This is a genomic window from Collimonas sp. GW821-FHT07E08 (assembly GCF_059418905.1).
In genome coordinates, this window is record NZ_JBWKQR010000009.1 from 1 (window position 1) to 25,764 (window position 25,764).

A 25,764-nucleotide genomic window follows, 5' to 3' on the forward strand; every position below is an offset into this window, starting at 1 on the left:
ATCGACATCAGCACCAGGATGATCAGGGTGCCGCGGGCGACGAAGTCGCCGCCTTTCCACAGCGCGTCCAGGCCGTATGGGTTATCCACGGTTTCCTTGGCTGCCGGCTGTGGCGGCGGGGTTGGGGTGTCTGCCAGCGATGCCGCTGCAGCAGTGTCGGCCGCTTTCGGCGCATCTGCAGCTGCTGCTGGAGCCGACGCTGCGGCTGGTGTTTGGGCGATTGCTGCCAGTGGCGCTGAGATCGTCGCGGCGGAGATCATCAGGGCGGTGGCAAGGGCGGATAAGCGGTTACGAGTGATAGACATACTAATACTCCAAATTTTATAAATTAGATTGCTAGGATAACGGACAAGGTAGTGGTTCTACACTTTGATTATTCCAGCTTCCAGACATACTGCATTGTTGTCGTAGACTGCACAGGTTTGCCGTCAGCCATGGCAGGGGTGAAATGGCACAGGCTCCACGCTTTTACCGTGGCCCGGTCCAGATCCTTGAAACCGCTGCCCTTTTGCACAGTGGAATCGACCACGTTGCCGTCGGCTCCGATCGTCAGCTTGACAGTGACAGTACCCTCTTCTTCATTACGCAGCGAAGTTCTCGGATACTCCGGCTTTTCGCAATTGCCAGCAATTTTTGCACTGGTATGCGAAGGCCCTGCCTCACCGGTGGTCGATGGCTGCGCTACCGAAGTAGGCAAGTCATTGGTCGGCGGCTTGACGTTTGTTACAGCTGCAATCACGTTATCTTGTGGCGGCGGCGTTACTTTTACCTCTGGTGGAGGTACGAAAGGCGGCGGTGGCGCAACCGATTTTGGCGGCGGCGGTACTACCTGTTTCGGTGGTGGCGGCGGCGGTGGCGGCTTGATCTCCTCGATGATCTTGGTTTCGACCGGTTGTTGAATGACTTCGACAACTTTACGGGCTAGCCCTGTAATCAACGCATAAACTAGAGCTACATGCAGAAGAACCACCACGCTGATGCCAACTATATTCTTGGAAGGGTTTCTCCCATCCTGCGTGAAATCCATGCCTCTTTCCTCCGATACTACATTATTCAATTGCCAAAACTACATGCAATCTGATGAGTGAACTGCTAGCCTATTTACCTAACGCAAAAAATGTACCAATCAATCAGCGCCTGCTTTGCAAAATGATTTGGCACCGGGATGAACAATCAGACTTCCTTTCATTGCTAATCAAACAAAAGGATGACTGGTCATTCTCCCCTAATTAGTGCGTGCCTGTAAATACTACATCAACGACTTATAAAACAGCAGAAAGATCTTGCAGCTTACTCCATTCGGAAAAGCCAAAACCACCTGGAAAACTTCCCAGGTGGTTTGCTTGCGAAAAGAACTTAAGCCAATCGATTCCTGTGATTAAAAGAATTGATAGTTGGCGCGAACGAAGAACGCACGGCCAATGGCGTCGCCATAACGGGCATCGTAACCATACTGGAAGTTGTCGGTCACGTTGGAAGCCGGCGGGTCTGTGTTGAACAGGTTCTTGATGCCGGCGGTCAAGGTCAGGTTCTTGATGCCGGTATAGCTGCCCGACAGGTTATAACGTGTGTAAGAGCCGACATGATGGTTTTTGTAGGCATCTACAACGTTAGGACCGTTCTGGTCTTGGTAGCCTGTTGTATAGACCTGTTGCAACGCTGCACTCCATGGGCCTTGGCTCCAGTTGAGTGTAGCAGTATGGCGCCAGCGGAAAATCACGCCGCCGGAGGTACCGACGCCGCCGCCGTAGACAGCCAGGTTGTTCAGGTATTCGCCGCCGACTGCAGTTTGATAGTCGTACTGGGTGATGTAAGTGCCATCCAGCGACAGGCCGAAGTTACCCCATGGAGTCTTAGGCACGCGCCATGCAAAGCCAAGGTCGAAACCTTGTGTATGGACATTGCCCAGGTTGACGTTGGTGTTGAGGATATAGTTCAGAGAACCGTCGGCATTACGCACGTAGTCAGCTGCGTACTTGACTGGATCGTTGAAAATATCGGCTTCGGAAACCGTCGAAATCTGGTTCTTGATCTTGATGTTGAAGTAGTCGACAGAAGCTGTCACCGAAGGAATCGGCTCGATCACCATGCCCAGCGTGAAGGAATTCGATTTTTCCGGCTGCAGGTTCTTGTTGCCGCCTTGCAGCTTGAAGAATTGCTGGCCGCAATCGCGCGCTTCAACACCGCCTGCTGCAACAGTACCGCCTGGGCACAAGACTGGATCGTTATATGCGCTGTTGGTAAATGTCTTCGAGTTTGGATCATTCAGCTCGTACAGGCTAGGTGCGCGGAAACCAGTGCTGTACGAAGTACGGAACATGATTTCTTTAGCTGGCTGGAAACGCAGGCCAACCTTAGGATTGAGCGTGCCGCCGACATCGCTGTAGCGGTCGTAGCGTGCTGCCAGTTGCGCTTCCAGGCTCTTGAAGATAGGTACGCTCAGCTCGGTGAACAACGCTTTCACGTTACGTGTGCCGGAGGACGACTGGGCATCTTGCGAACCGGTGCTGGAATCCAGGTCGGCCAGTGCGTGGTCGACGTTGAAGTTTGCCTTTTCCTTGCGGAATTCGCCGCCGATCGCAAAGCCGACTGGACCAGCAGGCAATTGGAACAGCTCGCGGCTCGCAGTGAAGTCGACCGACGTTGTTTGCGTGCGCGCATCTTCATACGTGCCGTACAGCTGGGCGCTGTTCATGAACGCGGTGCCGGCTGCATTTTGCGGGCCGAACGGATTGATGATGCCGTTCAGCAAGCCAGTCTTGATCATGTCGTTGTTCAGGTAGCCGCCAGCCAGGTTGTCTTCCGCCTTGCTGACCGAGTAAGACACGCCGGTCTTGTAGTCCCAACCGAACTTCGTGCCTTCCAGGCTCAACAGCAAACGGTCGGTGCTGTTCTTCGATTCAGTCACGCGTTGACCGGCAGCTTGCGAGCGCCAGTTGAGCGACAACGGGCCGCCGCTGGCGGTAGCGTTGGCTGGCGTAATGCCATTGCCCGGGTAGTACGGGCTGCTGCTGGTGATGTAATAATCGCTGCTGGTGCCGCTGACATCGCCGGCGAACACGTCGCCTGCAACATAGGTCTTGACCTTGCTTTGCGAGTGCAGGTATTCAATCGATGCCGTGTTGTCCGCATCCAGTTTGAAAGAACCCTTGCCGATCAATGCAATTTCTTCGGTTTTCGGAATGATGCCGATATTTGCCTGGCTGTTGTAACGGCAAATGCTGTTCCGGTTAAATGCAAACGGGGACACGCTGCTGCAGTTGCCTGCATAGGGATTGCCGCCGTTGCCGGAGTTGATATCGGTGAAGTTGGCCGGATAGGAATTGCCGCTGCTGGCGTTCAGGCCGACATTCGGATTCTGGCCGCCCAGTTTCGAAAAGCTGCGGTCGCTGGCTTTCACGCCGTTCTGGGTGTGGTAGTCGATCACGCCAAAGAAGTTGTAGCGATCCTTGTCCAGGTCGCCGATACCGCCCGACAGGTTCACACGCTTTTCGGCGCCGCCGGCTTGCTGCGGCAGGATGCCTTCAGCGCTCAGGTTCAGGCCGGTATATGAACGCTTGGTGATGAAGTTGATAACGCCGCCGATAGCGTCGGTACCGTAGATCGCGGAAGCGCCGTCGCGCAGCACTTCAACGCGGTCCAGCGCAGCAATCGGGATCACGTTCAGGTCGACGGCAGAGCCGTCGAACGCGCTGTTGGCCAGACGACGGCCGTTCAGCAGCACCAGTGTCTTGTTCGAGCCGAGGCCGCGCAAGTCAGCGGCTGCGCCAACGGTTTTACCGGCGCCGACGTTGGATGATGTATTGAATTGTGTCTGGTTGCCCGAGATATTGGACAAGACTTCGGCCGCTGTCGTCGATCCCATTTTGGTGAAATCGTCGGCCTTGATTACGGTGATCGGCGATACGCCTTCAGCCGCAAGCCGTTTAATCGATGAGCCAGTAATTTCGACCCGTTGCATTTGTTGTGGAGCATCGTCCGTCTTCGTCTCCTGCGCCTGCACTGAGTGGGCCAACAGACCTAGCCCCACAGCAACGCCGCCTGAAAACATCAGTCGCAGCGAACGTGGCAATCCCCGTTCCTTCATCATAACCAAACTCCCTATGGGTAAAAGTTAGAGTTGAAATTTAAGTTTTGTAATAAATCAAACACGATTTGTTAATCGCCTTCTGAGCGATGCGTCAAAAATCTTTTCACAACAACGACCAAAAAGCAGATTTTCTTTCGCGTGTAAAACCGTACTGGCAGTTACTTTTCCGGGCCCAATTTGTGATTGTTTGCCAGAAATATTTCCACCGACACCTACAAGCAAAAAACATGCCACATGATGTAATGCAGCTAAAATAGTGTATCCTAAAAAAAATAAAAGCTGCATTTAATTTGGTAACGCCTGCGATACTGTTGCTTATATACGCCAAATAACAAATACGCATAGCTGTATAAGAAAAAATGTATAGGCCGGTTTAACGGCGTAACTACGCCATTTCTGACATGAAAATACGAAACAGCGGGAAACAATCCGCTGCCAAAAAGACAAAAAATTAAACTGAACCCATGTGGAACTTTAAACAATTCAATCGATCGTGCATTGCACCAATATTGCTCGTTTTTGGTGTTGCGGGCGCCGCAACTTCAGTGCAAGCGGGCAATAATCCAGCGGACCCGTCCAAAGTGGTGCGCGTGGCTCTCGAAGCGCCCGACGATGGCTTCGACCTGGTCCGCACCTACAATGCCTATTCAAACTGGATTGCCGAGGCAATTTTTGAGCGCTTGCTGACGTATGACTATCTGGCACGCCCCGCCAAGCTGGTGCCGCAAACCGCGGAAGCCATGCCCGAGGTGAGCGATGGCGGAAAAACCTACGTGTTCCATATCAGGAAGGGTATTTATTTCGCCCCCGACCCTGCCTTCAAGGGCGTACGTCGCGAGCTGACCGCCCAGGACTATGCTTATTCCTTCAAGCGCTTTCTCGATCCCAAGAACCGTTCGCCATCGGCCAACGTACTGGAAGGCAAAATCGCCGGCATGGACGAAGCGGTAGCAAAAGCGAAGAAATCCGGCCGCTTCGATTACGATGCGCCGGTAGCCGGCCTCCAGACGCCTGATCGCTACACCCTGAAGATCACGCTCACCGCCCCCGATTACAACTTCCTTTACATCATGGGATTCAACGCCTTGGGCGCCCAGGCGCGCGAAGTGATCGACGCCTATGGCGAACAGAGCGGCGCCCATCCGGTCGGCACCGGCGCCTATATGCTGGAGCAATACGTACCGCGCAGCAAGATCGTACTGGTCGCCAATCCTGAATACCGCGGCTATACCTGGGATTTCAAATCGACCGGCAGCGCCTGGGACGAGCAGCTGGTGCACGACATGAAGGGCAAGAAAATGCCGCAGGTCGGCCGCGTCGAGGTCAGCATCATCGAGGAAGAGCAGTCGCGCTGGCTGGCGTTCCAGGGCAAGCAGATAGACTTCGACTTCCTGCCCCAGGCCGCAGCGCCGACGGTACTCGACGGCACGGCACTGAAACCGTCGTTCAAGGCTGAAGGGATTCGCATGAATACCGTGATCGAGCCTGGGCTAGCCTACGTCATCATGAATTTCAGAGACCCCTTGCTCGGCGGCGACAGCCTGGAAAAGAATGCCTTGCGGCGCGCGATCGCCATGTCTTACAACGTCCAGGATGAAATTTCCCAGGTGCGCATGGGGCTTGCAGTAAAGGCGGAAATGGTGATTCCGGAAGGCGTGGTGGGCCACGACCCCAACTATCGCAGCAGCATCGCCTACGATCCGGCGCTGGCAAACAAATTGCTTGACCACTTCGGCTACAAGCGCGGGGCCGACGGTTATCGCACCCTGCCCGACGGCGGCCCGCTGGTTATCAAGATGGCGACCGAGGCCAGTGCGAAAAACGTGGTTTTCTCGGAAATCTGGAAGCGCGGGCTGGACAAGATCGGTATCCGGGTCGATTTCAAGGTCAGCAATTACGCCGACAACCTGCGGGCGGCGACCGAGTGCAAGCTGATGATGTGGAACGGCTCCTGGTCCGCGGATTACCCGGAAGGCGACAATTTCATGCAATTGCTGTACGGCCCCAATGCGGGGCAAGGCAACAACGGCTGCTATAGCTCGCCGGCCTTTGACGCGCTTTACGTCAAAGCCAAGGTTTTGCCGCCCGGCCCGGAACGCAACCAGCTCTATATAGCCATGAGCCGCCAGATGGAAGCTGACACTGCCTGGGTGATTACCGTGTCGCGCTCGCGCAACTGGCTGATCAGGCCCTGGATCAAGGGCTTCAAGCGCCACCCCATCCTGCAGGCTGACTGGCAGTACCTGGATGTTGAAAAACACTAGAGAAGCTGTAATTTTTGCAATAACATCGATTTGATTATCTATCTTTTTACGCCGGATTCTGTACTATGCCGCCTTGACCTCGAACGCGCGCAGACCGTCAGGCATAAAAATCAACGACAACGAAGGAGACTAACGAAATGAATGAATTCCACCTTGGCGCCACGGGCGACGCACTCCGGCTTTAATGGATTTTTAGTGGGAAACAGAAACTATTGATCGCCTGTCCGCTTACCGGCGGAGAATGCGATGTCATCGGAGATGACGCTGTTTTGTGATCAGGATAAGCAATCTTGACCGCAGATAGAAAATAACCACTTGCTCAAAAGGCATAAAAAAATGATCCGTAAAACGTCGAATTTCGTCAAGTTCAAGCATTTATTCCTGGCGCCCGTACTGGCGCTGGCTACCTTCGCCGGCAGCGCCGAAGCCAATCCGGCGGATCCCGCGAAAGTGATACGCACCGCATTCGAAGCCGCAGACGATGGCTTCGACATGGCCCGCACCCAGAATTTCTATTCGGGCTGGGTCAGCGAAGTCATCTTTGAGCCCTTGGTTAGCTACGATTACCTGGCCCGCCCGGCCAAGCTGGCGACCAAGACGGTGGAAGCGATGCCGGAAATCAGCGAGGATGGCAAGACCTACACCTTCCACATCAAGAAGGGCATTTATTTCGCTCCCGACCCGGCTTTCAAAGGAGTACGGCGGGAATTGACCGCCGAAGACTACATTTACACTTTCAAGCGCGTCCTTGACCCGAAAAACCGCTCGCCGTCCGCCAATTTCCTGGCCGGCAAAATCGCCGGCCTTGACGAGCTGGCGGCGCAAGCCCAGAAAACCGGCCACTTCAACTACGATACGCCGATAGCCGGCTTGCAGGCGCCTGACCGCTACACCCTCAAAGTCGTCCTGAACGCCAAGGACTACAACTTCCTGAATGTGGTCGCATACAGCGCTTTCGGCGCCATGGCGCGCGAAGCCATCGACGCCTATGGACAGCAAACCGGCCAGCATCCGGTGGGAACCGGTCCCTATATGCTGGAACAGTATGTCCCGCGCAGCAAAATCGTCTTGGTCGCCAACCCTGAGTACCGCGGGTACACCTGGGACTTCAAGCCTTCCACCGACGCCGTCGACAAACAGGTAATCAAGGATATGCAAGGCAAGAAAATGCCGCAGATCGGACGTGTCGAGATCAGCATCATTGAAGAAAACCAGTCGCGCTGGCTGGCGTTCCAGGGCAAGCAGATCGATTTCGACAAGATGCCCGATACTGCAGCGCTAAGCGTGCTGGACGGCGACAAACTCAAGCCGGCTTATGCTGAGCAAGGCATCCAGCTGCAACGGGTGGTCGATACGGGAATTACCTATACCGTCCTGAACATGAAAGACCCCGTCATAGGCGGTTACAGCAACGAAAAAATTGCATTGCGGCGCGCCATAGCAATGGCATATAACAACAAGGAAGAAGCCTCCCTGTTGCGCAACGGCCAGGCCATGAAACTGGAAATGATCATTGCGCCCGGCGTCGGCGGCTACGATCCGGCGTACCGGACCAGCATCGATTACGATCCCTCGCTGGCCAACAAACTGCTCGACCACTTCGGCTACAAGCGCGGCGCCGACGGCTACCGGACGATGCCCGACGGCTCGCCGCTGCTGCTCAAGTACACCTCCAACCAGGGCGGGATCGGCCAGGAAATGTCCGAGCTCTGGAAGCGCGGACTGGACCTGGTCGGCATCAAGACCAAATTCATCGTCAGCAATTTCGCCGACAACCTGAAGGCAGCCACCTCCTGCGAACTGACGATGTGGGGCGCCGCCTGGATGGCCGACTATCCGGAAGCAGAGAATTTCCTGCAGCTGCTGTACGGGCCGAACTCCGGCCACGGCAACCACGGCTGCTACCAGTCCCCCGTTTTCGACGCGCTCTACGCCAAGGCCATGGCCTTGCCGCTCGGCCCCGAACGCAACCAGATATACCTGCAGATGAACCGGCAGGTCGAGGCTGACACAGCCTGGGTCCTGAACACGACCAGGATCCGCAGCTGGCTGGTGCGGCCATGGGTCAAGGGCTTCAAGAAGCACCCTATCCTGCACGCCGAGTGGCCATACATCGATGTCGAAAAACACTAATTCATCACCTATTCAGTAACAGACAATCCAGCTGCGGCAAACATTGCCTGCCGCAGCTCCAGTTTATTTAGCTAGAGATATTTAGAAGGAGACACATGGTATGAACTCGCTTTGGTTACGCGGGATATTGGTTGCGTGTTTGGCGTGCGCCCTGCCGATGAAGGCATCGGCAGCCGCGCCAACTTCACCGGCTGATCCCGACAAGGTATTGCGCTTCGTCTTCGTGGCGCCGGAAACCGGCTTCGACCCGGCTGTAACGCGCGACCTGTATTCGCAACTGGTGAACCAGTCGGTATTTGAAACGCTGTTCGCCTACGAATACCTGGCTCGCCCAGCCAAGCTGATGCCTTCGGCAGCGGCAGCCCTGCCGGAAGTCAGCGCCGACGGCATGACTTATACGATCCGCCTGAAAAAAGGGATCTACTTTGCCGATGATCCGGTGTTCAACGGCAAGAAGCGCGAACTGACCATGGCCGATTTCGTCTATTCGTGGAAGCGCCTGTTCGATCCGCAGCTGGCTTCGCCGCAAACCTGGCTGCTGGAAGGCAAAGTGGTCGGACTCGACGAAATTGCCGCAACAGCCAAGAAAACCGGCCATTTCGACTACGACGCCAATGTTCCCGGTTTCGAGCTGCTGGATCGCTATACCCTGCGCATCCACCTGAAACAGCCCGATTTCAACCTCGGCATGATCCTGGCCCACCAGCCGACCAGCGCCGTGGCGCGTGAAGTGATCGAAAAGTACCGTGACGCCCAGGGCACCGTGATGGGGCATCCGGTTGGCACCGGCCCTTACATCCTGAGCCAATGGATACGCGGCTCACGTATGGTGTTGACCGCCAACCCGGACTTCCGCGGTTACACATGGGATTTCCAGCCTAGCACCGATGCTGGCGATGCTGCCATCGTGGCCAAGATGAAAGGCAAGCGCATGCCGCAGATCGGCCGCGTTGAAATCAGCGTGATGGTGGAAGACCAGTCCCGCCTGCTGGCGTTCGAAGGCGACGAAGTCGACATCACCGAATTGCAAGGCCCGCTGGCGCCGCAAGTCATGACCGGCGGCAAGCTGAAACCGGAATTCGTCAAACGCGGCGTTCAACTGTCGCGTATCGTCGACCCTGAAATCAGCTACTTCTACTGGAACATGAAGGACCCCGTACTGGGCGGCCTGAGCAAGGAAAAGATCGCGCTCCGACGCGCGATCGCCATGGCGCATAACGTGCGCGAAGAAATCAAGGTAGTCTGGAACGACGAAGCAATCCCGCTGGAATACCCGATCCCGCCAGGTGTGGTCGGCTACGACCCTGAGTACAAGAGCAGCATCCAGTACGAACCGGAAGTCGCCAATGCCCTGCTCGACAAGTTCGGCTACAAGATTGGCAGCGATGGCTACCGCACCCTGCCAGACGGCAAACCGCTGACGGTACGCTATTCCGCCCGCGCCGACTCGAACGGTCAGCAGCAGTCGGAAATGTGGAAAAAAACCTATGACACCATCCACATCCGCATGGTCGGCGACCTGAAAACCTTTCCCGACCTGCTCAAGGCAGAAAAAGAATGCCAGCTGCAAACCCGCACTGCACCATGGATCGCCGACTATCCTGACGGCGACAATTTCATGCAGCTGTTTTATGGACCGAATATCGGCCAGAACAACAACGGCTGCACCAAGATCCCTGAATTCGACACACTCTACGCCGCCTCGCAAAAGCTGCCGGACGGTCCCGAACGCGACCTGCTTTACCACAAGATGGCGCGCATCCTGGAAGTCTATTCGCCATCGCGCATCGGTTATGCGCGTTACCGCAACATGATTGCGCAGCCACGGGTGATCGGCTACAAGAAGCATCCGGTGATGCCTACCGAATGGATGTATTACGACATCGAAAAAAGACAATAAAACCAGCGGACGGCGGCACGTCGTCCGCCCTTTTTCCCTATAACTTCACTCAGCCATTATTTGAGGAAATGCATGAAACCATCATCATTTTTCTTGCCGGTCGCTACGACGTTATTCACGTTAATGCTGAACCAGGCAGCCGCCCAAGGCACGCAACGCCCGTTGATCCCGTTGCTGAAAGCGGACGACATCCCCACCCTGTGCGACAGCACGCTGGCTACCCTGCGCAAGCGCGTGTCGACACTGGAAAAGCTGCCGCCGGCGCGCGCCAAGGACAGCAGGAAAGTACTCACCGAATGGAACGACCTGCAGATCGCCTTCGAAGACTTGCAAGGCCCGGTCGACATCCTCAACAATGTCTCGCCTGACGCCAAGGTCCGCAGCACCACCGAAGCCTGCCTGATCGACCTCAACAAGCTGTCGACCGAACTGTTCCAGAACGAAAAGCTGTACGCCCGCTTCAAGGCCATCCAGCCGACCGATCCGGTGGAAAAAAAGCTGCGCCAGGATGTCCTCTACAGCTTCGACGATACCGGTGTCTCGCTGGCGCCGGAAAAACGGGCGCGCATGAAAGCCATCCTCGACAAGCTCAACGAGCTGAGCCAGGAATTCGCGCGCAACATCCGCGACAACAACCAGAAACTGACATTCACCCCGGCTGAAGTGCAAGGCATGCCGGAAGCCTACCTGGCGCGCGCCAAGCGCGACGACAAGGGCAACTACCTGCTCGGTTTCGATTACCCCGACTACAAACCCTTCATGGAATCGGCCGACAACAGCGATGCGCGCCGCCGCTACCAGATCGCGTTCGCCAACCACGGCACGCCGAAGAACCTGCCGATCCTGAAAGAGGCGATGGACCTGCGCCATGAAATGGCGACCCTGTTCGGCCTGCCTAGCTATGCCGACCTGGTGACCCGCCGCCGCATGGTCAAGAATCCGCAGACCGTGGACAAATTCCTGACGGAAGTGCAAACCGCCGTCACCCAGCTGGAAATCAAGGAAATCGAAGAACTGCGCGTGTTCAAGTCCGAGACGCTGAAAACGCCGCTGGCAGAAACCAAACTGGAACGCTGGGATTCCGAATACTGGCAGCAGAAAATCAAGCAGTCGCGCTACAAGGTCGACCAGGAAGCCTTGCGCAAATATTTCCCGACCGATGCCGCCGTGCCCTGGATCCTGAACGTTTCCAGCACCCTGTACGGCGTCGAATTCAAACGCGTCGAGGTGCCGGTATGGCATCCTGATGTGCAGTACTACGACGTCATCGACAGCAGCAGCAAGAAGCGTATCGCCGGCATCTACCTCGACCTGTTCCCGCGCGAAGGCAAGTACGGCCATGCGGCAGCCTGGGCTACGCGCGGCGTCAGCACCCTGGCCCGCCGCACGCCGGTTTCCACCCTGGTCACCAACTTCGACCGCAACGGCCTGAACAGCGACGAGCTGGAAACCCTGGTGCACGAATTCGGCCACGTCCTGCATGGCGTGCTGTCGAACACCAGATATGTCACCCAGGCCGGCACCAACGTCGAGCTGGATTTTGTCGAAGCGCCATCGCAGATGTACGAAGAATGGGCGCGCCGCAAGGAATCGCTGACGCTGCTGGCCGGCTTCTGCAAGAGCCCCTGCCCGACCATCGACGACGCCCTGCTGCAGCGCCTGACCGCAGCCCACAACTACGGCCGCGGCATACGCTATGCCCGCCAGCTGCTGTACGCGGGTTACGACATGGCCATCCACAACGACAAGGCCGACCAGGAACAGCCGCTCGCCGTCTGGCAAAAGATGGAAGGCGCAACGCCCCTCGGTTATGTGGCAGGCACCGAGTTCCCAGGCCAGTTCGGCCACCTGATGGGCGGCTATGCAGCCGGCTACTACGGCTACATGTGGTCGGAAGTGCTGGCGCTGGACATGCTGTCGCGCTATAACGACAAGCTGATGAACCCGGAAGTGGGCCACCTGTACCGCCAGGACATCCTGTCGCGCGGCGCCGAAAAGCCGGCTGGCGAAATGGTCAGCAGCTTCCTCGGCCGCGAGCCTGACAGCAAGGCATTCTTTGCCGAAATTTCAGGCCAGCGCCTGCACTGAGGAGAGTTTCCATGACCGCTTATATCCTGCGCCGCCTCTGGCAAATGCTGCCGACCATGCTCGGCGTTATCGTCCTGGTGTTTTTCCTGTTCAACTGGGTCGGCGGCGACCCGGCCTACATCCTGGCCGGGAAGATGTCGAACCCGCAACAGATCGCCAACATCCGCACCCAGCTGGGGATTGACCAGCCTTACTACATCCAGCTGTGGATCTTCATCAAGCAGATCGTCACCTTCAACTTCGGCAACAGCTGGAGCACCGGCGAATCGGTTGCCAATGTCATCACAACCCGCCTCGGGCCGTCCATGACCGTGCTGATCCCGCTGACCATCCTGGAAACCCTGATTGCCGTCGCGCTGGCGCTGGCCGTAGCCTTCATCCGCGGCTCCAAGGTCGACCGCATGGTGATGGTGGCTTGCACCGTCGGCATGTCGATCAGCATCCTGGTCTACATCATCCTGTTCCAGTACTGGTTCGCCTACAAGCTGAGCCTGTTCCCGGTACAGGGCTGGGGCAACAGCTTCTGGGAAAACCTGTTCCACTATTCGGCGCTGCCGATCCTGATCATGCTGGCAGTCAGCATCGCTCCCAGCTTGCGCCTGTACCGCACTTTCGTGCTGGACGAAGTCAACCAGGACTACGTCCGCACCGCGCGCGCCAAGGGCGTCAAGGAACGCCGCATCCTGTGGGTGCACGTCTTGCGCAATGCCGCGATTCCTATCATCACCAACGTCATGTCGAACCTGCCGGCGCTGCTGATCGGCGCTTTCCTGATCGAGCGCTTCTTCTCGATCCCAGGCATTGGCCGCGAGGTGATCCTGGCGGTCGAACGCAGCGATTTCCCGGTGATCAAGGCGATCACGATCTACGTCGCTGCCGCCACCATGATATTCAACCTGCTGACCGACTTGCTGTACCAAGCAGTCGATCCACGCGTTCAACTGAAGTAAGGAGCCGCCATGACTCAAAGTATAAATTCGGCCCCTGCCCAGGCGGCGCCTGAAGCAACCGCAGCAACCGTAGCCCTCAACGGCGCTCCCGGCGCCACCCATTCGCCAGGCTTGTGGGCCCTGGCCTGGCGGCGCTTGCGCGCCGACCACGTCGCCATGGCTGCCATGGCCGTGGTCGGCCTGTACCTGATCATGCTGGTGCTCTCAGCCAGCGGCCTGCTGGCCAAGGACTGGGCCAAGGAAATCGGCGTCAACTATGCGCCGCCTACTTTCATGGGCGCCCAGACCGACGCCGAGCGCGGCTTCAGCGACAACGACGCCGTCACCGCAGCGCCGCCGCCGGAAAACCCGGTCGATCCGCTGCGCGACATCTTGCGCGACTTGCGCAAGAGCGGCACGGTAGCCATCGCGCCGCCGGTGATCGCCAACGACTACGGCATCGCCGATCCGCTGGCCGCGGAAATGGCTGAAATCCGTGCCGAGCTGGCCAAGAAAGGCGGCAGCGTAGTGCAGGCCCGCCTGCCTACCCTGCCGTTCGGCGCCGACAAATGGGGCCACGACATCATCAAGAAAACCATCAAGGGCGCGGAAACCTCGATCATCGTCGGCCTGGTTGCGGCGCTGCTGGCGGTTGCCCTCGGCACCATCTTCGGTGCGGTGTCAGGCTACTTCGGCGGCTGGATCGACGACGCCTTCAACTGGTTCTACAGCATCTTCACTTCCATTCCCTACCTGCTGCTGATCCTGGCGGTTGCTGCGGTGCTGCAGCAAAAGGGCGTGATGGCGATCGTGCTGATCCTCGGCCTGACCGGCTGGACCGGCACCTACCGCCTGATCCGCGCCGAATACATGAAGCACAAGTCGCGCGAATACGTGATGGCGGCGGACGCCATCGGCGCCAGCCACTGGAGCAAGATGTTCGGCCATATCTTCCCTAACGTCAGCCATGTGTCGCTGGTGCAGCTGTCGATCTCGGTGGTCGGCTTCATCAAGTCGGAAGTGATCCTGAGCTTCCTCGGCTTCGGCGTGCCGGTCGGCGTCGTATCCTGGGGCAGCATGCTGAACGAAGCGCAAAACGAATTAATCCTTGGTAAATGGTGGCAGCTGGCGGCTGCAAGTATCGCCATGGCGATCCTGGTGACGGCGTTCTCGCTGTTCACCGATGCGCTGCGCGACGCCCTTGATCCGAAGCTGAAATAGGAGACATCATGCAATCGACCAACCAGAACCAACCCGCGGCCGGTCAAAGCGGCGCGCCCCTGCTGCGCGTGCGCGACTTGCGCGTCAGTTTCCGCACCGACAAAAAGACCATGGTGGAAACCGTCAAGGGCATTTCCTTTGACATTCCGCACAACACCACCGTCGCCCTGGTGGGCGAATCGGGCAGCGGCAAGTCGGTCAGCTCGCTGGCCGTGATGGGCCTGCTGCCGAAGGACAACTCCAGCATCGCCGCTACCAGCGTCATCGAGTTCGAAGGCCGCAACCTGCTGGCCATGACGCCCGATGAACGGCGCGACATGTGCGGCAAGGAAATTTCGATGATTTTCCAGGAACCGATGACCTCGCTCAACCCGGTGTTCACCGTCGGCTTCCAGATCGCCGAAGTGCTGCGGCTGCATATGGGCATGAACGCCAAGCAGGCGCGGGCCCGGGCCATCGCCTTGCTGGAAGAAGTCGGGATTCCTTCGCCGGCGACCAAGATCGACGCCTATCCGAGCCAGATGTCGGGCGGCCAGCAGCAGCGCGTGATGATCGCCATGGCGATCGCCTGCGAACCCAAGCTGCTGATCGCCGACGAGCCGACCACCGCGCTCGACGTCACGATCCAGAAACAGATCATCGACCTCATCGAGGCCCTGCGCAAACGCCACAAGATGTCGGTGCTGTTCATCACCCATGACCTGGCGCTGGTCGGTGAAATCGCCGACGAAGTGATCGTCATGCGCCACGGCGAAGTACGCGAAAAAGGCGACGTGCGGCAAATCTTTGAAGCGCCGCAAGATCCGTACACCAAAGCCTTGCTGATGTGCCGCCCTTCGCTCGACACCCGCCCATGGCGCTTGCCGGTGATCAACGATTACATGAACGGCAACAACGGCGCCGACCTCGACCTGCGCGAACGCAGCCGCGGCTGCAGCGGCCAGGAAGATACCTTGCTGGAAGTGCGCAACCTGGGCAAGAGCTTTTATTTCCGCGAAGGCCTGTTCGGCCGCAAGGAATTCAAGGCGGTGCAAGACGTCTCGTTCAAGCTGGCGCGCGGCAAGACGCTGGGCGTGGTGGGCGAATCCGGTTCCGGCAAGACCACCGTCGGCCTGACCCTGATGCGCCTGCACCAGGCGACGTCAGGACAGGCGCTGTTCGAAGGTAAGGACATCATCGGCATGTCCAACAGCGAGTTCATGTCCTACAAGCGGCGCATCCAGATCATTTTCCAGAACCCCTACGCCTCGCTCAACCCGCGCTTCACCATCGGCCAGATCCTGCTGGAGCCGATGCGCATCCACCAGATCGGCAGCGACGACAGCGAGCGCACCGAGATGGCCATGCAGCTGCTGCAAAAGGTTGGCCTGCCGCCTGTCGCCTACCATCGCTATCCGCACGAATTCTCGGGCGGCCAGCGGCAGCGGATTGCGATTGCGCGCTGCCTGACCATGCGCCCGGAAATCCTGGTGTGCGACGAATCGGTCTCGGCGCTGGACGTTTCGGTGCAAGCCCAGGTATTGAACCTGCTGCAGGACTTGCAGGAAGAGTTCGGCATGAGCTACATCTTCATCTCGCATGACCTGTCGGTAGTCAAATACCTGGCCGACCAGGTGATGGTGATGCACCAGGGCAAAGTGGTGGAGCTGGCCAATTCGGATGAGCTGTACCACAACCCGACCCATCCTTACACTCGCCAGTTGCTGAGCGCGATCCCTCGCGGTTTGCAAAACTGACGGACAGGCGGCTGCGGCAAGCCGCAGCCCGCGCTTCAACCACGGGGTACCGCGTGAGCTGTGCCCCGTTCTCGTTTACGCCGCGGATTGACGTCCCGGATATTTCGATATAGCTTGCCTGCACCCATCACAAAAACAGGCGCCGCCGTCAATGAACAGGATAAAGCTGAAGACCGAAACCATCGTGCTGGCAGCCGACCTGGCAGGCACCCTGGTGTTTGCAATCGAAGGCGCCCTGAGCGCAATGCGCGGCGGTCTCGACTTGCTTGGGGTGATGGTGATTTCCTTCGTCGCGGCGCTTGGGGGCGGCGTCATACGCGACCTGCTGATAGGCGCCACGCCGCCGAACGCCATCCGCGACTGGCGCTACCCGGTGCTGACCTTCCTGGCCGGCCTGCTGGCCTTTGTTTTCCATTCGACGGTGCAGGGTTTCCCGGCGACGCTGGTCCTGGTGCTGGACGCCGCCGGCCTGGCCCTGTTCGCCGTGGCGGGCGTGGAAAAGGCCATCCTGTTCGGCATCCGGCCATTCGTCGCCATGCTGATGGGCACGGTCACCGGCGTGGGCGGCGGCGTAGTGCGCGACATCTTGCTGGCGCGCGTGCCGGCTGTGCTGCAAACGGATATCTACGCCACCGCGGCTTTCTTCGGCGCTTTTTCCGTACTGGCCGCCCGCCGCCTTGGCATGGCCCCAGGTCTCGCCGCCTTGCTTGGCGGAGCCGCCTGCTTCACCCTGCGCCTGGTCGCGGTCTCATACGGCTGGCATCTGCCGAAAGCCGTGCCGTGACAAATACAGTCGGCTGCCCTGCTTGCTGCCGACCTTGCGCACGACCCTACCCGCCGGCCCTGGCTCCTCTTTGACGTGGGCATCATTTTTGGTTGCATTTTAAAACCAGAAACCTTAGACTCCAATTGGTTTTAAATTAAAACCAGATTAAAAGGACTCTATTGTGGCCAGTCATGAAAACCACCGGATTTCCAGCCCGCCCCGCAGCCTGGGATTGAGCATGGCGGAAAGCGCCGCTCCCGGCCTGGCGCCGGCATCCCAGAACCAAGGACTGGTGCTGCTGTTTGCAGTGGCCTGCGCCCTCAGCGTGGCCAACGTCTACTATGCGCAGCCGTTGCTGGATGCATTTGCGGCAGGCTTCGGCTTCAGCCAGGCCGCGGTCGGCATCGTCATCACCGCCACCCAGGCCGGTTGCGCGCTGGCGCTGCTGTTTGTGGTGCCGCTGGGAGACCTGATGGACCGGCGGCGCCTGACCTTGCTGCAAGCATTCCTGCTGTGCCTGGTGCTGGCAGGGGTCAGCCTGGCGTCGTCGCCCGCAGTCCTGCTGGCCGGCATGCTGGGCCTTGGCCTGCTGGGCACGGCCATGACGCAAGGATTGATTGCCTATGCCGCCAGCTCGGCGGCGCCGGCCGAACGCGGCCGGGTGGTCGGCGTGGCGCAGGGCGGCGTGGTGATCGGCCTGCTGCTGGCGCGCACCCTGGCCGGATGGATCGCCGACCTGTCCGGCTGGCGCGCCGTCTACTACGTGTCGGCTGCCATGGCGCTGCTGATGCTGATGGTCTTGTCGCGCGTGCTGCCGGTGCAAGCGCCGCCCGCCAGGCACCTCTCTTACGTGCAGCTGCTGGGCTCGATGTTCAGCATGCTGGCGAACGACCGCGTGCTGCAGGTCCGCGGCATGCTGGCGCTGCTGATGTTTGCCGCCTTCAGCATCTTCTGGAGCGCACTGGTCCTGCCCCTGAGCGTACCGCCCTACTCGTTCTCGCACACCGCCGTCGGCGCGTTCGGACTGGTCGGCGTGCTCGGTGCGCTGGCGGCGGCCCGCGCCGGCCATTGGGCCGACCGCGGCCACGGCCAGCGCACCACCGGCCTGGCGCTGATGCTGTTGCTGCTGTCGTGGCTGGCGCTAGCGCAGATGAACGGGAGCCTGTGGGCGCTGGTGCTCGGCATCGTCCTGCTGGACCTGGGCGGACAGGCGATACACGTCACCAACCAGAGCATGATTTTCCAGTCCCAGCCTGAAGCCCACAGCCGGCTGGTCGCCTGCTACATGATTTTCTATGCGGTGGGCAGCGGCCTGGGCGCCATCGCCTCGACCAGCGCCTACGCCGCCGCCGGATGGAACGGCGTTTGCCTGCTCGGCGCTGCCGTTAGCCTGCTGGCCCTGCTGTTCTGGGCACTGAGCCTGCGCCATATGCCGCGCCAGAAAGCAGTGGCGCCTGGCCAAGGCTCGGACTAAGATTGCGGCTGGGACAAGCAACGGATACCGGACCAGCCATGACATCCCAGGAGAACCAGGCAACCTACGCCAGGCGCATGCACAAGGTGATCGAGCATATCGACCGCCACATCGACCAGACGCTTGAATTGAGCACGCTGGCCGAAGTCGCCCATTTTTCCGCGTTTCATTTTCACCGCCTGTTCTCGGCCTGGATGGGCGAAACCCTGGGCGATTACCTGCGCCGGCGCCGGCTGGAAATGGCAGCGTTGCGGCTGATCGGCCAGCCCGGCGTGCCGGTGCTGGAAATCGCGCTCTCGGTAGGTTTCGGTTCCGCCGAAGCGTTTGCGCGCGCGTTCAAGGCCAGGTTCGGCTGCACCGCCAGCGAGTGGCGCCAGGGACAGGCGGACCGCTGGGCCGCGCAGCTTGCGGCTGGCCGCAACAGCAATCCTGGTCAGCCGCATCGCAAGCAGGATCAGGAAAACAAACGCAGTGCGGACCATCATGGAAACTCCCAAACAGACATGACGGAGATTCCCATGAAAGTCAAAATCGTCCAGCGCCAGGCCGCCAAAATCGCTTACATGCGCTACATCGGCCCCTATGGCCATCCGATCGCGGAATTCTGGGTGGAGACTGTCAGCCCATGGATGGAAACCAATAACCTGTTCGGCCGCCCGCGCTACGGCATCAGCCACGACGACCCGGGCATCGCCAGCTCTGACAAATGCCGCTACGACGCCGGCGTCGAAGTGCCGGAGGATTTTGTCGCCAGCGGCAAATCGTTCACCACCACCGTTCCCGGCGGCAGTTATGCCGTGACCCGCTACAGCGGCACCGGCCGCGACATCGGCGCAACCTGGACCCGCCTGCTGCGCGACTGGCTGCCTGCCAGCGGCATGCAGCTCGACACCCGCCCGTTCTTCGAGTACTACCCGGTCGACGCCGCCTGCGACGGCAAGACCGGCACATTCGAGTGCGATCTCTGCATCCCGGTGACGCCGCTTTAAGCTGGCTGCGATATCCGGCGCCAGGCTAGTGCCGCAGCCAGCGCCAGCACTGCCGAGAACCACAGCACGATGTGCAAGCCGGCCTGGAATGGATGAATTGCGGCGACCAGTCCGCCGAATAAAGCGACACCCAAGGCGGCACCGGTCTGCCGCGCTGAATTGAGCACGCCGGCAGCCACCCCGGCACGCTCCGGCTCGATGGCCTCCATCAAGGCGGCCGTCGCTGCCGGCGTGATGAGGCCGGCGGCAAAGCCGATCGCCGGCATCGGCAGGACCAGCAGCCAATAGCTCGCTGCCGACATCGGCAGCAGCAAACCAAGAAAGCCGATGGCGTAACAGGCAAGCGCGGCAATGACCAGCCGCCGCGCGCCGCATGCAACGGCCAGCCGGTTCGACAGCATGCTGCCGGCGGCCACCAATGCAGTCAGCGGCAGGAAGGCAAGCCCGGTGCGCAATGGCGAATACGCCAGCACTTGCTGGAAATACAGGCTCAGCACAAACACCAGTCCGTAGAAGGTCAGCGCCGACACCATGGAAACCAGGACCGCGCCGGAGAAAGCGCCGTTGCGGAACAAGGACAGCGGCAGCATGGCTTGTGCGCGGCCGCTCTGCAGCTGCAGGAAAACGGCTCCGGCGGCGATGCTCAGCGCCATCCCCGACAGGACCGGCAAGCTGGACCAGCCCCGCACCGGCCCTTCGATCAGCGCCGCGATCAATGCGGCCAGCGCCAGGATCGCTGCGCACTGCCCGCCAGGATCCAGCCGCCTGGCTTGCCGCGGCTTGCGGCCGCCGCCGATACGCCAGGTCAGCCATAAGCCAAGCAAGCCGACCGGCAGGTTCGCCAGGAAGATGCTGCGCCAGTCAAACAGATGTACCAGGATGCCGCCGGCCAGCGGGCCGGCAGCCATCGCCGCACCGCCGCAGCTGGCCCATATGCCGATCGCCGCGGCGCGCTTGCCGGCCTCGGGAAAAGCCTGCTTGATCAAGGCCAGGGAAGCCGGCAGCAACAGCGCCGCGCCGCCGCCCTGCAGCACGCGGGCCGCGACGAGCGTGCCCAGGCCGCCAGCCAGGCCGCACCAGGCCGAGGCCAGCGTGAACACAGCCAGGCCGGCCAGGTAGATATTCCGGGCGCCGAAACGGTCGGCCAGGGTGCCGCCGGTCAGCAGCAGGCTGGCCAGGCTCAGGATGTAGGCATTCACCACCCACTGCAGGCCGGCGATGTCAGTCATCAAGGCGCCGGCGATACGTTCCAGGGCCACGTTCACAATCGAGGTATCGAGGATCACCACCACGTAGCTGAGGCTGGCTGCCGCCAGTACCCGGCTGTCCTGCATGCGCTGGCTGGCCCAGCGCATGCAGGCTGTTGCGCCTTCATCCATGTCGATCTCCGCCTACCGTTGATTGGAGTTCGAGTGTAGCCCCGGCTCTCGGCCTGATGCTTCGTCGCGCGTCGAAGCATACGGTCGGATTCCGGTTCTATACTGTGGAAAAATTGCTGGAGGACTGCCATGTGCCCGCAACCGAATATTTCTTCCGTCGCCTTCCTGATCGCCGATCCGGCCCGTGCCGCCATGCTGATGGCCTTGTTCGACGGCCGCGCGCTGCCGGCCGGCGAGCTGGCCCATGCCGGCGGCGTCACCGCGCAAACCGCCAGCGCCCACCTGGCCAAGCTGCTCGACGGCGGCCTGCTGGCCTGCGAGCGGCAAGGCCGGCATCGCTACTACCGGCTGGCCGATTCCCATGTCGCCGATGCCATCGAGCAGCTGGCCGCCATCAGCTCGGTAGCCACGGTCAAGCGCCGGCCCTTGAATCGCGCAGCCCAGGAATTGCGCTTCGCCCGCTGCTGCTACGATCACCTGGCCGGACAGCTGGGAGTGGCGGTGACGCAGGCACTGCAGCAGCGCCGGCTGATTGTGCCGGGCGATGGCAAACGGTTTGAATTATCGGCCGCCGGCAATGCCTGGTTCACCGCCATCGGCGTCGATGTCGCCGCGCTCAGGCCGACGCGCCATGGACTTGCGCGGCAATGCCTGGACTGGACCGAACGCAGCCATCACCTGGCCGGTCCGCTCGGCGTGCAGCTGATGCGCGCCTTGTGCGCGGCGGGATGGCTGCGGCGCTCGCCATCGTCGCGCGCGGTGCAGGTCACGCCCAAGGGATGGGCCGGCCTGAAAGCGCAACTCGGCATCGACCGGGATTCGGCTGCGCTGGCCGCCCCGCAAGCATAAAACAGCTCAGGCCGGCGCGACCCTGCGGATGGTTTCGTGCACTGCCTGCAGCAGCAGTTCCTCTAGCCGGTTCACCGCCGGCCCCGCCATCGTTTGCGCCCGGTACAGGGACAAGCCGATCCGCGGCAGCGCAGGCAATCCCGCCGCTTGCGGTTCGATGATGCGCAAGCTGGCAGGCAGGCCGACCGGCGTGCGCACAGTCAGCCCCAGTCCCGCCGCCGACGCCGCCCACAGCGCGGACAGGCTGGCGCTGGTGAAGGCGTGGCGCCAGGCGATGCCGGCGGCGTCTAGCGTATTCGAGGCGATATCGCGCAGCATGCAAGGCGCATCCAGCAATACCAGCGACAATGGCGAACCGGCGTCATGCTGGCCGCCCGCTTGTCCGTTCCAGGCCAGGCCATCCTGCGCGGGGCCGATCCAGCATAGAGGCAGGTCGGCGACCCGCTGCGCATTCAGCGCCGGCGCCCCTCCCTCCCACAGCAGCGCCAGGTCAATCCGGCCCAAGGTCACGCGCTCGCGCAATTCCGAGCTGCGCGCGACGCAGACTTCGACCCGCACCTTCGGATGGGCGCGCATGAAGCGCCCCAGCACATCCGACAGCACCGCTTCGCCGAAATCTTCCTGCAAGCCCAGCTTTACCTCCCCTTCCAGCTCGACCCCGCGCACCGCGCTGGCGGTTTCGTCGTTGAGGTCGAGCAAACGGCGCGCATAACCCAGCAAGGTCTGGCCAGCTTCGGTCAGCGCCAGGCCGCGCCCGGCTTTGCGGAAAATCGGCGCGCCGGCCTGCTCCTCCAGCTTCTTCAGCTGGGCGCTCACGGCCGAGGTGGAGCGGCCCAGGCGATCGGCGGCCTTGGCGTAGCTGCCGAGGTCGATACCGGTGATAAAGGTACGCAGCACATCGAGGTCAAAACTGATTTGTCGCATGACAACCATCCCATTTTTCAAAACTGTTAGTTCGAAACTATCTGATATTCAAAAGTATCGCGCAAAGCGATACTCGCTGCAAGCGCTTAAGCCGACACATAAACGGCACATAAGCCAGCCCATATCGTTACAGGAGAATCAAGATGGCCTCATCCGCCGTTGCCGCCAATGCAACACTGAATAACCGCCGCCATCGCTGGAAAGTGCTGGGCGTCGGCGTCGCCGCCAACGCCAGCTTTTCAGCCGCCTTCAGCGGCATTCCGACAACCGCCGTCCTGATACGCTCGGGTTACCACCTGGGCAATGCAGAACTGGGACTGGTGCTGGGCCTGATGGGCCTCGGCATCGCTTTAAGCGAGCTGCCCTGGGGCTTGCTGACCGACCGCTGGGGCGACCGTCCGGTGCTGTTGTCCGGCCTGGCCGCTACCGCGGCGGCGCTAGCCCTGATGGCTTTGTTCGTTGCGCCCGTCCAGGGCCATGTGCCCGGCCTGCCGCTGCTTGGCGCCGGCCTGCTGCTGGTCGGCCTGCTTGGCGGCAGCGTCAACGGCTCCAGCGGCCGCGCGGTGATGACCTGGTTCGGCGAAGGCGAACGCGGCATGGCGATGAGCATCCGCCAGACCGCGGTGCCGCTGGGCGGCGCCACCGGCGCCCTGATCCTGCCGGCGTTGGCTGCGCATGCCGGCTTTGCCGCCGTGTACGGCGTGCTCGCCTTGTTCTGCGCGGTAACGCTGTTTTTCACCTGGCTCTGGCTGTACGAACCAGCCGCGACCGGCGCAGGCAAAGCGCATGCGGCCCGGCATCCATCAGCACCGGCGCCGGCGCCATTGAAGGACCGCCAGTTGTGGCGCATCGTCGCCGCCATCGGCATCCTGTGCGCCCCGCAGTTTGCGATCCTGTCCTTCGGCACCGTATTCCTGCACGATTTCAGCCACGCCGGCATCGCCGCCATCACCGTCGCCATGGCGACGCTGCAATGCGGCGCCATGGTCATGCGCGTATGGAGCGGCCGCTGGACCGACCGCAAGCGCAACCGGCGCGAATTCCTGCGTTTCTGCACCATCGCCAGCGCCATCGCCTTTGCTGCGCTGGCGGCGCTGGTGACGCTGGCCGGCCAGTTGCCAAGCGTCGGCCCCGTGATGGCGACGCTGCTGATCGCCATGCTGGTGCTGACCGGCGTCAGCGTCTCCGCCTGGCATGGCGTCGCTTACACCGAACTGGCGACCATCGCCGGCGCCCGCAGCGCCGGCACCGCGCTCGGCATGGCGAACACCAGCGTGTTCGTGATGTGCTTCCTGACGCCGCTGGCGATCCCGCACATCCTCTCGTTCGGCAGCTGGCCGGCGGTGTGGCTGCTGGGCAGCGCTTGCGCGCTGACCGCCTTGCGGTTTTTTCCAAAACCCGTGCAGGCGGCGCCGGCCGGCGTGCCTTGCCCGCAATGACGCCCGTTCGCTAAAATTGAAAAGACCGGTTTCAGGCGCGGGCGCGGCGCTATGCCATGGCCTGTTTAAGTTTCAGCGCCAGGCGCCTCGCATCCTTCTCGTCGACGACATTGGCAAAGCCCAGCAGCAATCCCTGCCGCGGCTTTGCATCGATGTACCAGCGCGACAAAGGATGGACGGCCAAACCGGCGGTGCGCGCATGGCCTGCCAGCGTAACGTCGTCTTCGCGGTCGGCCAGCTGCGCCAGTATGTGCAAACCGCCCGGCTGCAAATCGATCCGTATCCGGTCGCCCACCATTTCCTGGAAAACGCGCGACGTCACCGCGCGGCGTTCCGCGTACAGCAGGCGCATTTTTTTCAGGTGCCTTGAGAAATGGCCTTCGGCGATAAAGTCGGCGACGCCTGCCTGGAACAGGTACGGGCAGCCTGCGTTCAGGTTGTAGGACGCGGCCTGGAAACGTGCAACCGCACTGGCCGGCGCCACCACATAGGCCAGCCTTAGCCCGGGAAACATCGCCTTGCTGAAGGTGCCGCTGTAGATGACGCGATCGTTGCGGTCCAGGCTTTTCAGCGCCGGCAGCGGCCGCCCCTGGTAACGGAATTCGCTATCGTAGTCATCTTCGATAATCCAGCTGCCGGCCTTGCTGGCCCATTCCAGCAGCGCCATCCGGCGTTCCAGCGACAGCGTCACGCCAAGCGGGCTTTGGTGCGACGGCGTGACCATGGCGAATTTTGCGTACGGACTGAGGCGCTTGCCGGCTTCGACCATCAATCCATGTTCATCGACCGGCACCGGCACCACCTTGAGCGCGGTATTTTGCAGGAACAGGCGCGCAAAGATATAACCGGGATCTTCGAGCCATAACGCATCGCCGGCTGTGGACAGGCTGCTGAACGTCAGTTCCAGCGTGTTGCGCAAGCCGGTCGTGATGAACACCTGCTCCGGCAGGCAGGTCACGCCGCGCGAGACGCCCAGGTAAGTGGCGATCTTTTCGCGCAAACGGTCGTAACCGGCAGGGTCGGGATAAGCCAGCCGCGCCGGTTCGCTGCCGCGCAGGCGATGTCCGACCAGCCGGTTCCACACCTTGCGCGGGAATGCATCGAGCGCAGGCAGGCCCATCTGCAGCGGCTTCGGCGCCTTGCCGTCGTGATCGACGATGACCGCATGCGCCTGTCCGGCCATGGCTGCTTGCGGCTTGAGGACAGCCGGCGGCGGCAAGGACGGCGATACCACGGTGCCGGCCGCCCCCCGGACCTGCAGATATCCCTCGTCGGCCAGGATGCGGTAAGCCATTTCCACCGTGCCGCGCGCCAGGTTCAGTTCGGTCGCCAGCGCCCGAACTGCCGGCACGCGGTCGCCAGCATGCAGGTTTCCCTGTTCGATCGCAGTCTTGAAACGCTGGCATATCTGCAGGTACATGGGCAATTCCAGGGTGCGGTCGACATGCAGGTCCAGGTCAGGCTTGGCGGTTTTCATGGACTAGTCCTTTTTCAATTTCTTGGCCCTTCTGATATGTCCATGATTCTCGCATACTACTCCTCAAGCAAACACCGACTCATTCACTTCGACTCACCTGACCAAG

Annotated in this window: 18 protein-coding genes and 1 pseudogene; 12 read left to right on the forward strand and 7 right to left on the reverse strand. The window is 60.6% G+C overall.

What is annotated here, in order from left to right; all coding sequences use genetic code 11:
• From AC07RZ_RS12825 to AC07RZ_RS12840, 4 genes and pseudogenes are all read right to left on the reverse strand, one after another.
• Positions 1-305, reverse strand: a pseudogene (locus AC07RZ_RS12825) (MotA/TolQ/ExbB proton channel family protein); the annotation flags it as partial.
• 68 nt (positions 306-373) lie between these two features.
• Positions 374-1,027 (reverse strand): energy transducer TonB, encoded by a 654-nt coding sequence (locus tag AC07RZ_RS12830; RefSeq protein WP_144739089.1) that lies wholly within the window; start codon positions 1,025-1,027, stop codon positions 374-376.
• A gap of 351 nt (positions 1,028-1,378) precedes the next feature.
• Complete coding sequence (locus tag AC07RZ_RS12835; RefSeq protein ID WP_494668177.1) at positions 1,379-4,090, reverse strand: TonB-dependent receptor; 2,712 nt, start codon at positions 4,088-4,090, stop codon at positions 1,379-1,381.
• Between the two features lie 54 nt (positions 4,091-4,144).
• Positions 4,145-4,375 (reverse strand): hypothetical protein, encoded by a 231-nt coding sequence (locus AC07RZ_RS12840; protein WP_494668178.1) that lies wholly within the window; start codon positions 4,373-4,375, stop codon positions 4,145-4,147.
• A 305-nt stretch (positions 4,376-4,680) separates the two neighbouring features.
• Here AC07RZ_RS12840 and AC07RZ_RS12845 point away from each other — a divergent pair, with 305 nt between their 5' ends.
• From AC07RZ_RS12845 to AC07RZ_RS12890, 10 genes are all read left to right on the forward strand, one after another.
• Positions 4,681-6,354: an ABC transporter substrate-binding protein gene (locus AC07RZ_RS12845; RefSeq protein WP_494668179.1), complete on the forward strand. Its 1,674-nt coding sequence runs from the start codon at positions 4,681-4,683 to the stop codon at positions 6,352-6,354.
• 336 nt (positions 6,355-6,690) lie between these two features.
• A complete protein-coding gene (locus AC07RZ_RS12850) occupies positions 6,691-8,487 on the forward strand; it encodes an ABC transporter substrate-binding protein (protein WP_494668180.1) in 1,797 nt (598 codons plus the stop codon).
• A gap of 157 nt (positions 8,488-8,644) precedes the next feature.
• Complete coding sequence (locus AC07RZ_RS12855) at positions 8,645-10,387, forward strand: ABC transporter substrate-binding protein (protein WP_494668181.1); 1,743 nt, start codon at positions 8,645-8,647, stop codon at positions 10,385-10,387.
• A 72-nt stretch (positions 10,388-10,459) separates the two neighbouring features.
• Positions 10,460-12,475, forward strand: coding sequence for a M3 family metallopeptidase (locus tag AC07RZ_RS12860; RefSeq protein WP_494668182.1), 2,016 nt, complete (start codon positions 10,460-10,462; stop codon positions 12,473-12,475).
• A gap of 11 nt (positions 12,476-12,486) precedes the next feature.
• Positions 12,487-13,425, forward strand: coding sequence for an ABC transporter permease (locus AC07RZ_RS12865; protein ID WP_494668183.1), 939 nt, complete (start codon positions 12,487-12,489; stop codon positions 13,423-13,425).
• A gap of 9 nt (positions 13,426-13,434) precedes the next feature.
• Positions 13,435-14,625 carry an ABC transporter permease gene (locus tag AC07RZ_RS12870; protein WP_494668184.1) on the forward strand — a complete coding sequence of 397 codons (1,191 nt, stop codon included), beginning with the start codon at positions 13,435-13,437 and terminating at the stop codon, positions 14,623-14,625.
• 8 nt (positions 14,626-14,633) lie between these two features.
• Positions 14,634-16,361: an ABC transporter ATP-binding protein gene (locus AC07RZ_RS12875; RefSeq protein ID WP_494668185.1), complete on the forward strand. Its 1,728-nt coding sequence runs from the start codon at positions 14,634-14,636 to the stop codon at positions 16,359-16,361.
• Positions 16,362-16,512: 151 nt separating this feature from the next.
• Entirely contained in the window at positions 16,513-17,145 is a 633-nt protein-coding gene (locus AC07RZ_RS12880; RefSeq protein WP_494668186.1) for a trimeric intracellular cation channel family protein, read from the forward strand.
• Positions 17,146-17,389: 244 nt separating this feature from the next.
• Positions 17,390-18,601 carry an MFS transporter gene (locus AC07RZ_RS12885; RefSeq protein ID WP_494668366.1) on the forward strand — a complete coding sequence of 404 codons (1,212 nt, stop codon included), beginning with the start codon at positions 17,390-17,392 and terminating at the stop codon, positions 18,599-18,601.
• A 38-nt stretch (positions 18,602-18,639) separates the two neighbouring features.
• On the forward strand, positions 18,640-19,590 hold the full coding sequence (locus AC07RZ_RS12890) for an AraC family transcriptional regulator (RefSeq protein WP_494668187.1): 951 nt from the start codon (positions 18,640-18,642) through the stop codon (positions 19,588-19,590).
• On the opposite strand, the gene AC07RZ_RS12895 is transcribed toward AC07RZ_RS12890, so the two are convergent.
• Positions 19,587-20,969, reverse strand: coding sequence for an MFS transporter (locus tag AC07RZ_RS12895; protein WP_494668188.1), 1,383 nt, complete (start codon positions 20,967-20,969; stop codon positions 19,587-19,589). The two genes, AC07RZ_RS12890 and AC07RZ_RS12895, sit on opposite strands and share 4 nt — an antisense overlap.
• Before the next feature lie 129 nt (positions 20,970-21,098).
• On the opposite strand from AC07RZ_RS12895, the gene AC07RZ_RS12900 reads away from it, so the two are divergent.
• Positions 21,099-21,818, forward strand: coding sequence for an ArsR/SmtB family transcription factor (locus AC07RZ_RS12900; RefSeq protein WP_494668189.1), 720 nt, complete (start codon positions 21,099-21,101; stop codon positions 21,816-21,818).
• Positions 21,819-21,824: 6 nt separating this feature from the next.
• Here AC07RZ_RS12900 and AC07RZ_RS12905 read toward each other — a convergent pair whose 3' ends face one another.
• On the reverse strand, positions 21,825-22,742 hold the full coding sequence (locus AC07RZ_RS12905) for a LysR substrate-binding domain-containing protein (protein ID WP_494668190.1): 918 nt from the start codon (positions 22,740-22,742) through the stop codon (positions 21,825-21,827).
• Between the two features lie 143 nt (positions 22,743-22,885).
• Here AC07RZ_RS12905 and AC07RZ_RS12910 point away from each other — a divergent pair, with 143 nt between their 5' ends.
• Positions 22,886-24,181, forward strand: coding sequence for an MFS transporter (locus tag AC07RZ_RS12910; protein ID WP_494668191.1), 1,296 nt, complete (start codon positions 22,886-22,888; stop codon positions 24,179-24,181).
• 49 nt (positions 24,182-24,230) lie between these two features.
• Here the strand turns inward: AC07RZ_RS12910 and pdxR are convergent, their stop codons facing one another.
• Positions 24,231-25,658, reverse strand: coding sequence for a MocR-like pyridoxine biosynthesis transcription factor PdxR (gene pdxR / locus AC07RZ_RS12915; RefSeq protein WP_494668192.1), 1,428 nt, complete (start codon positions 25,656-25,658; stop codon positions 24,231-24,233).
• Positions 25,659-25,764 lie beyond the last annotated feature (106 nt).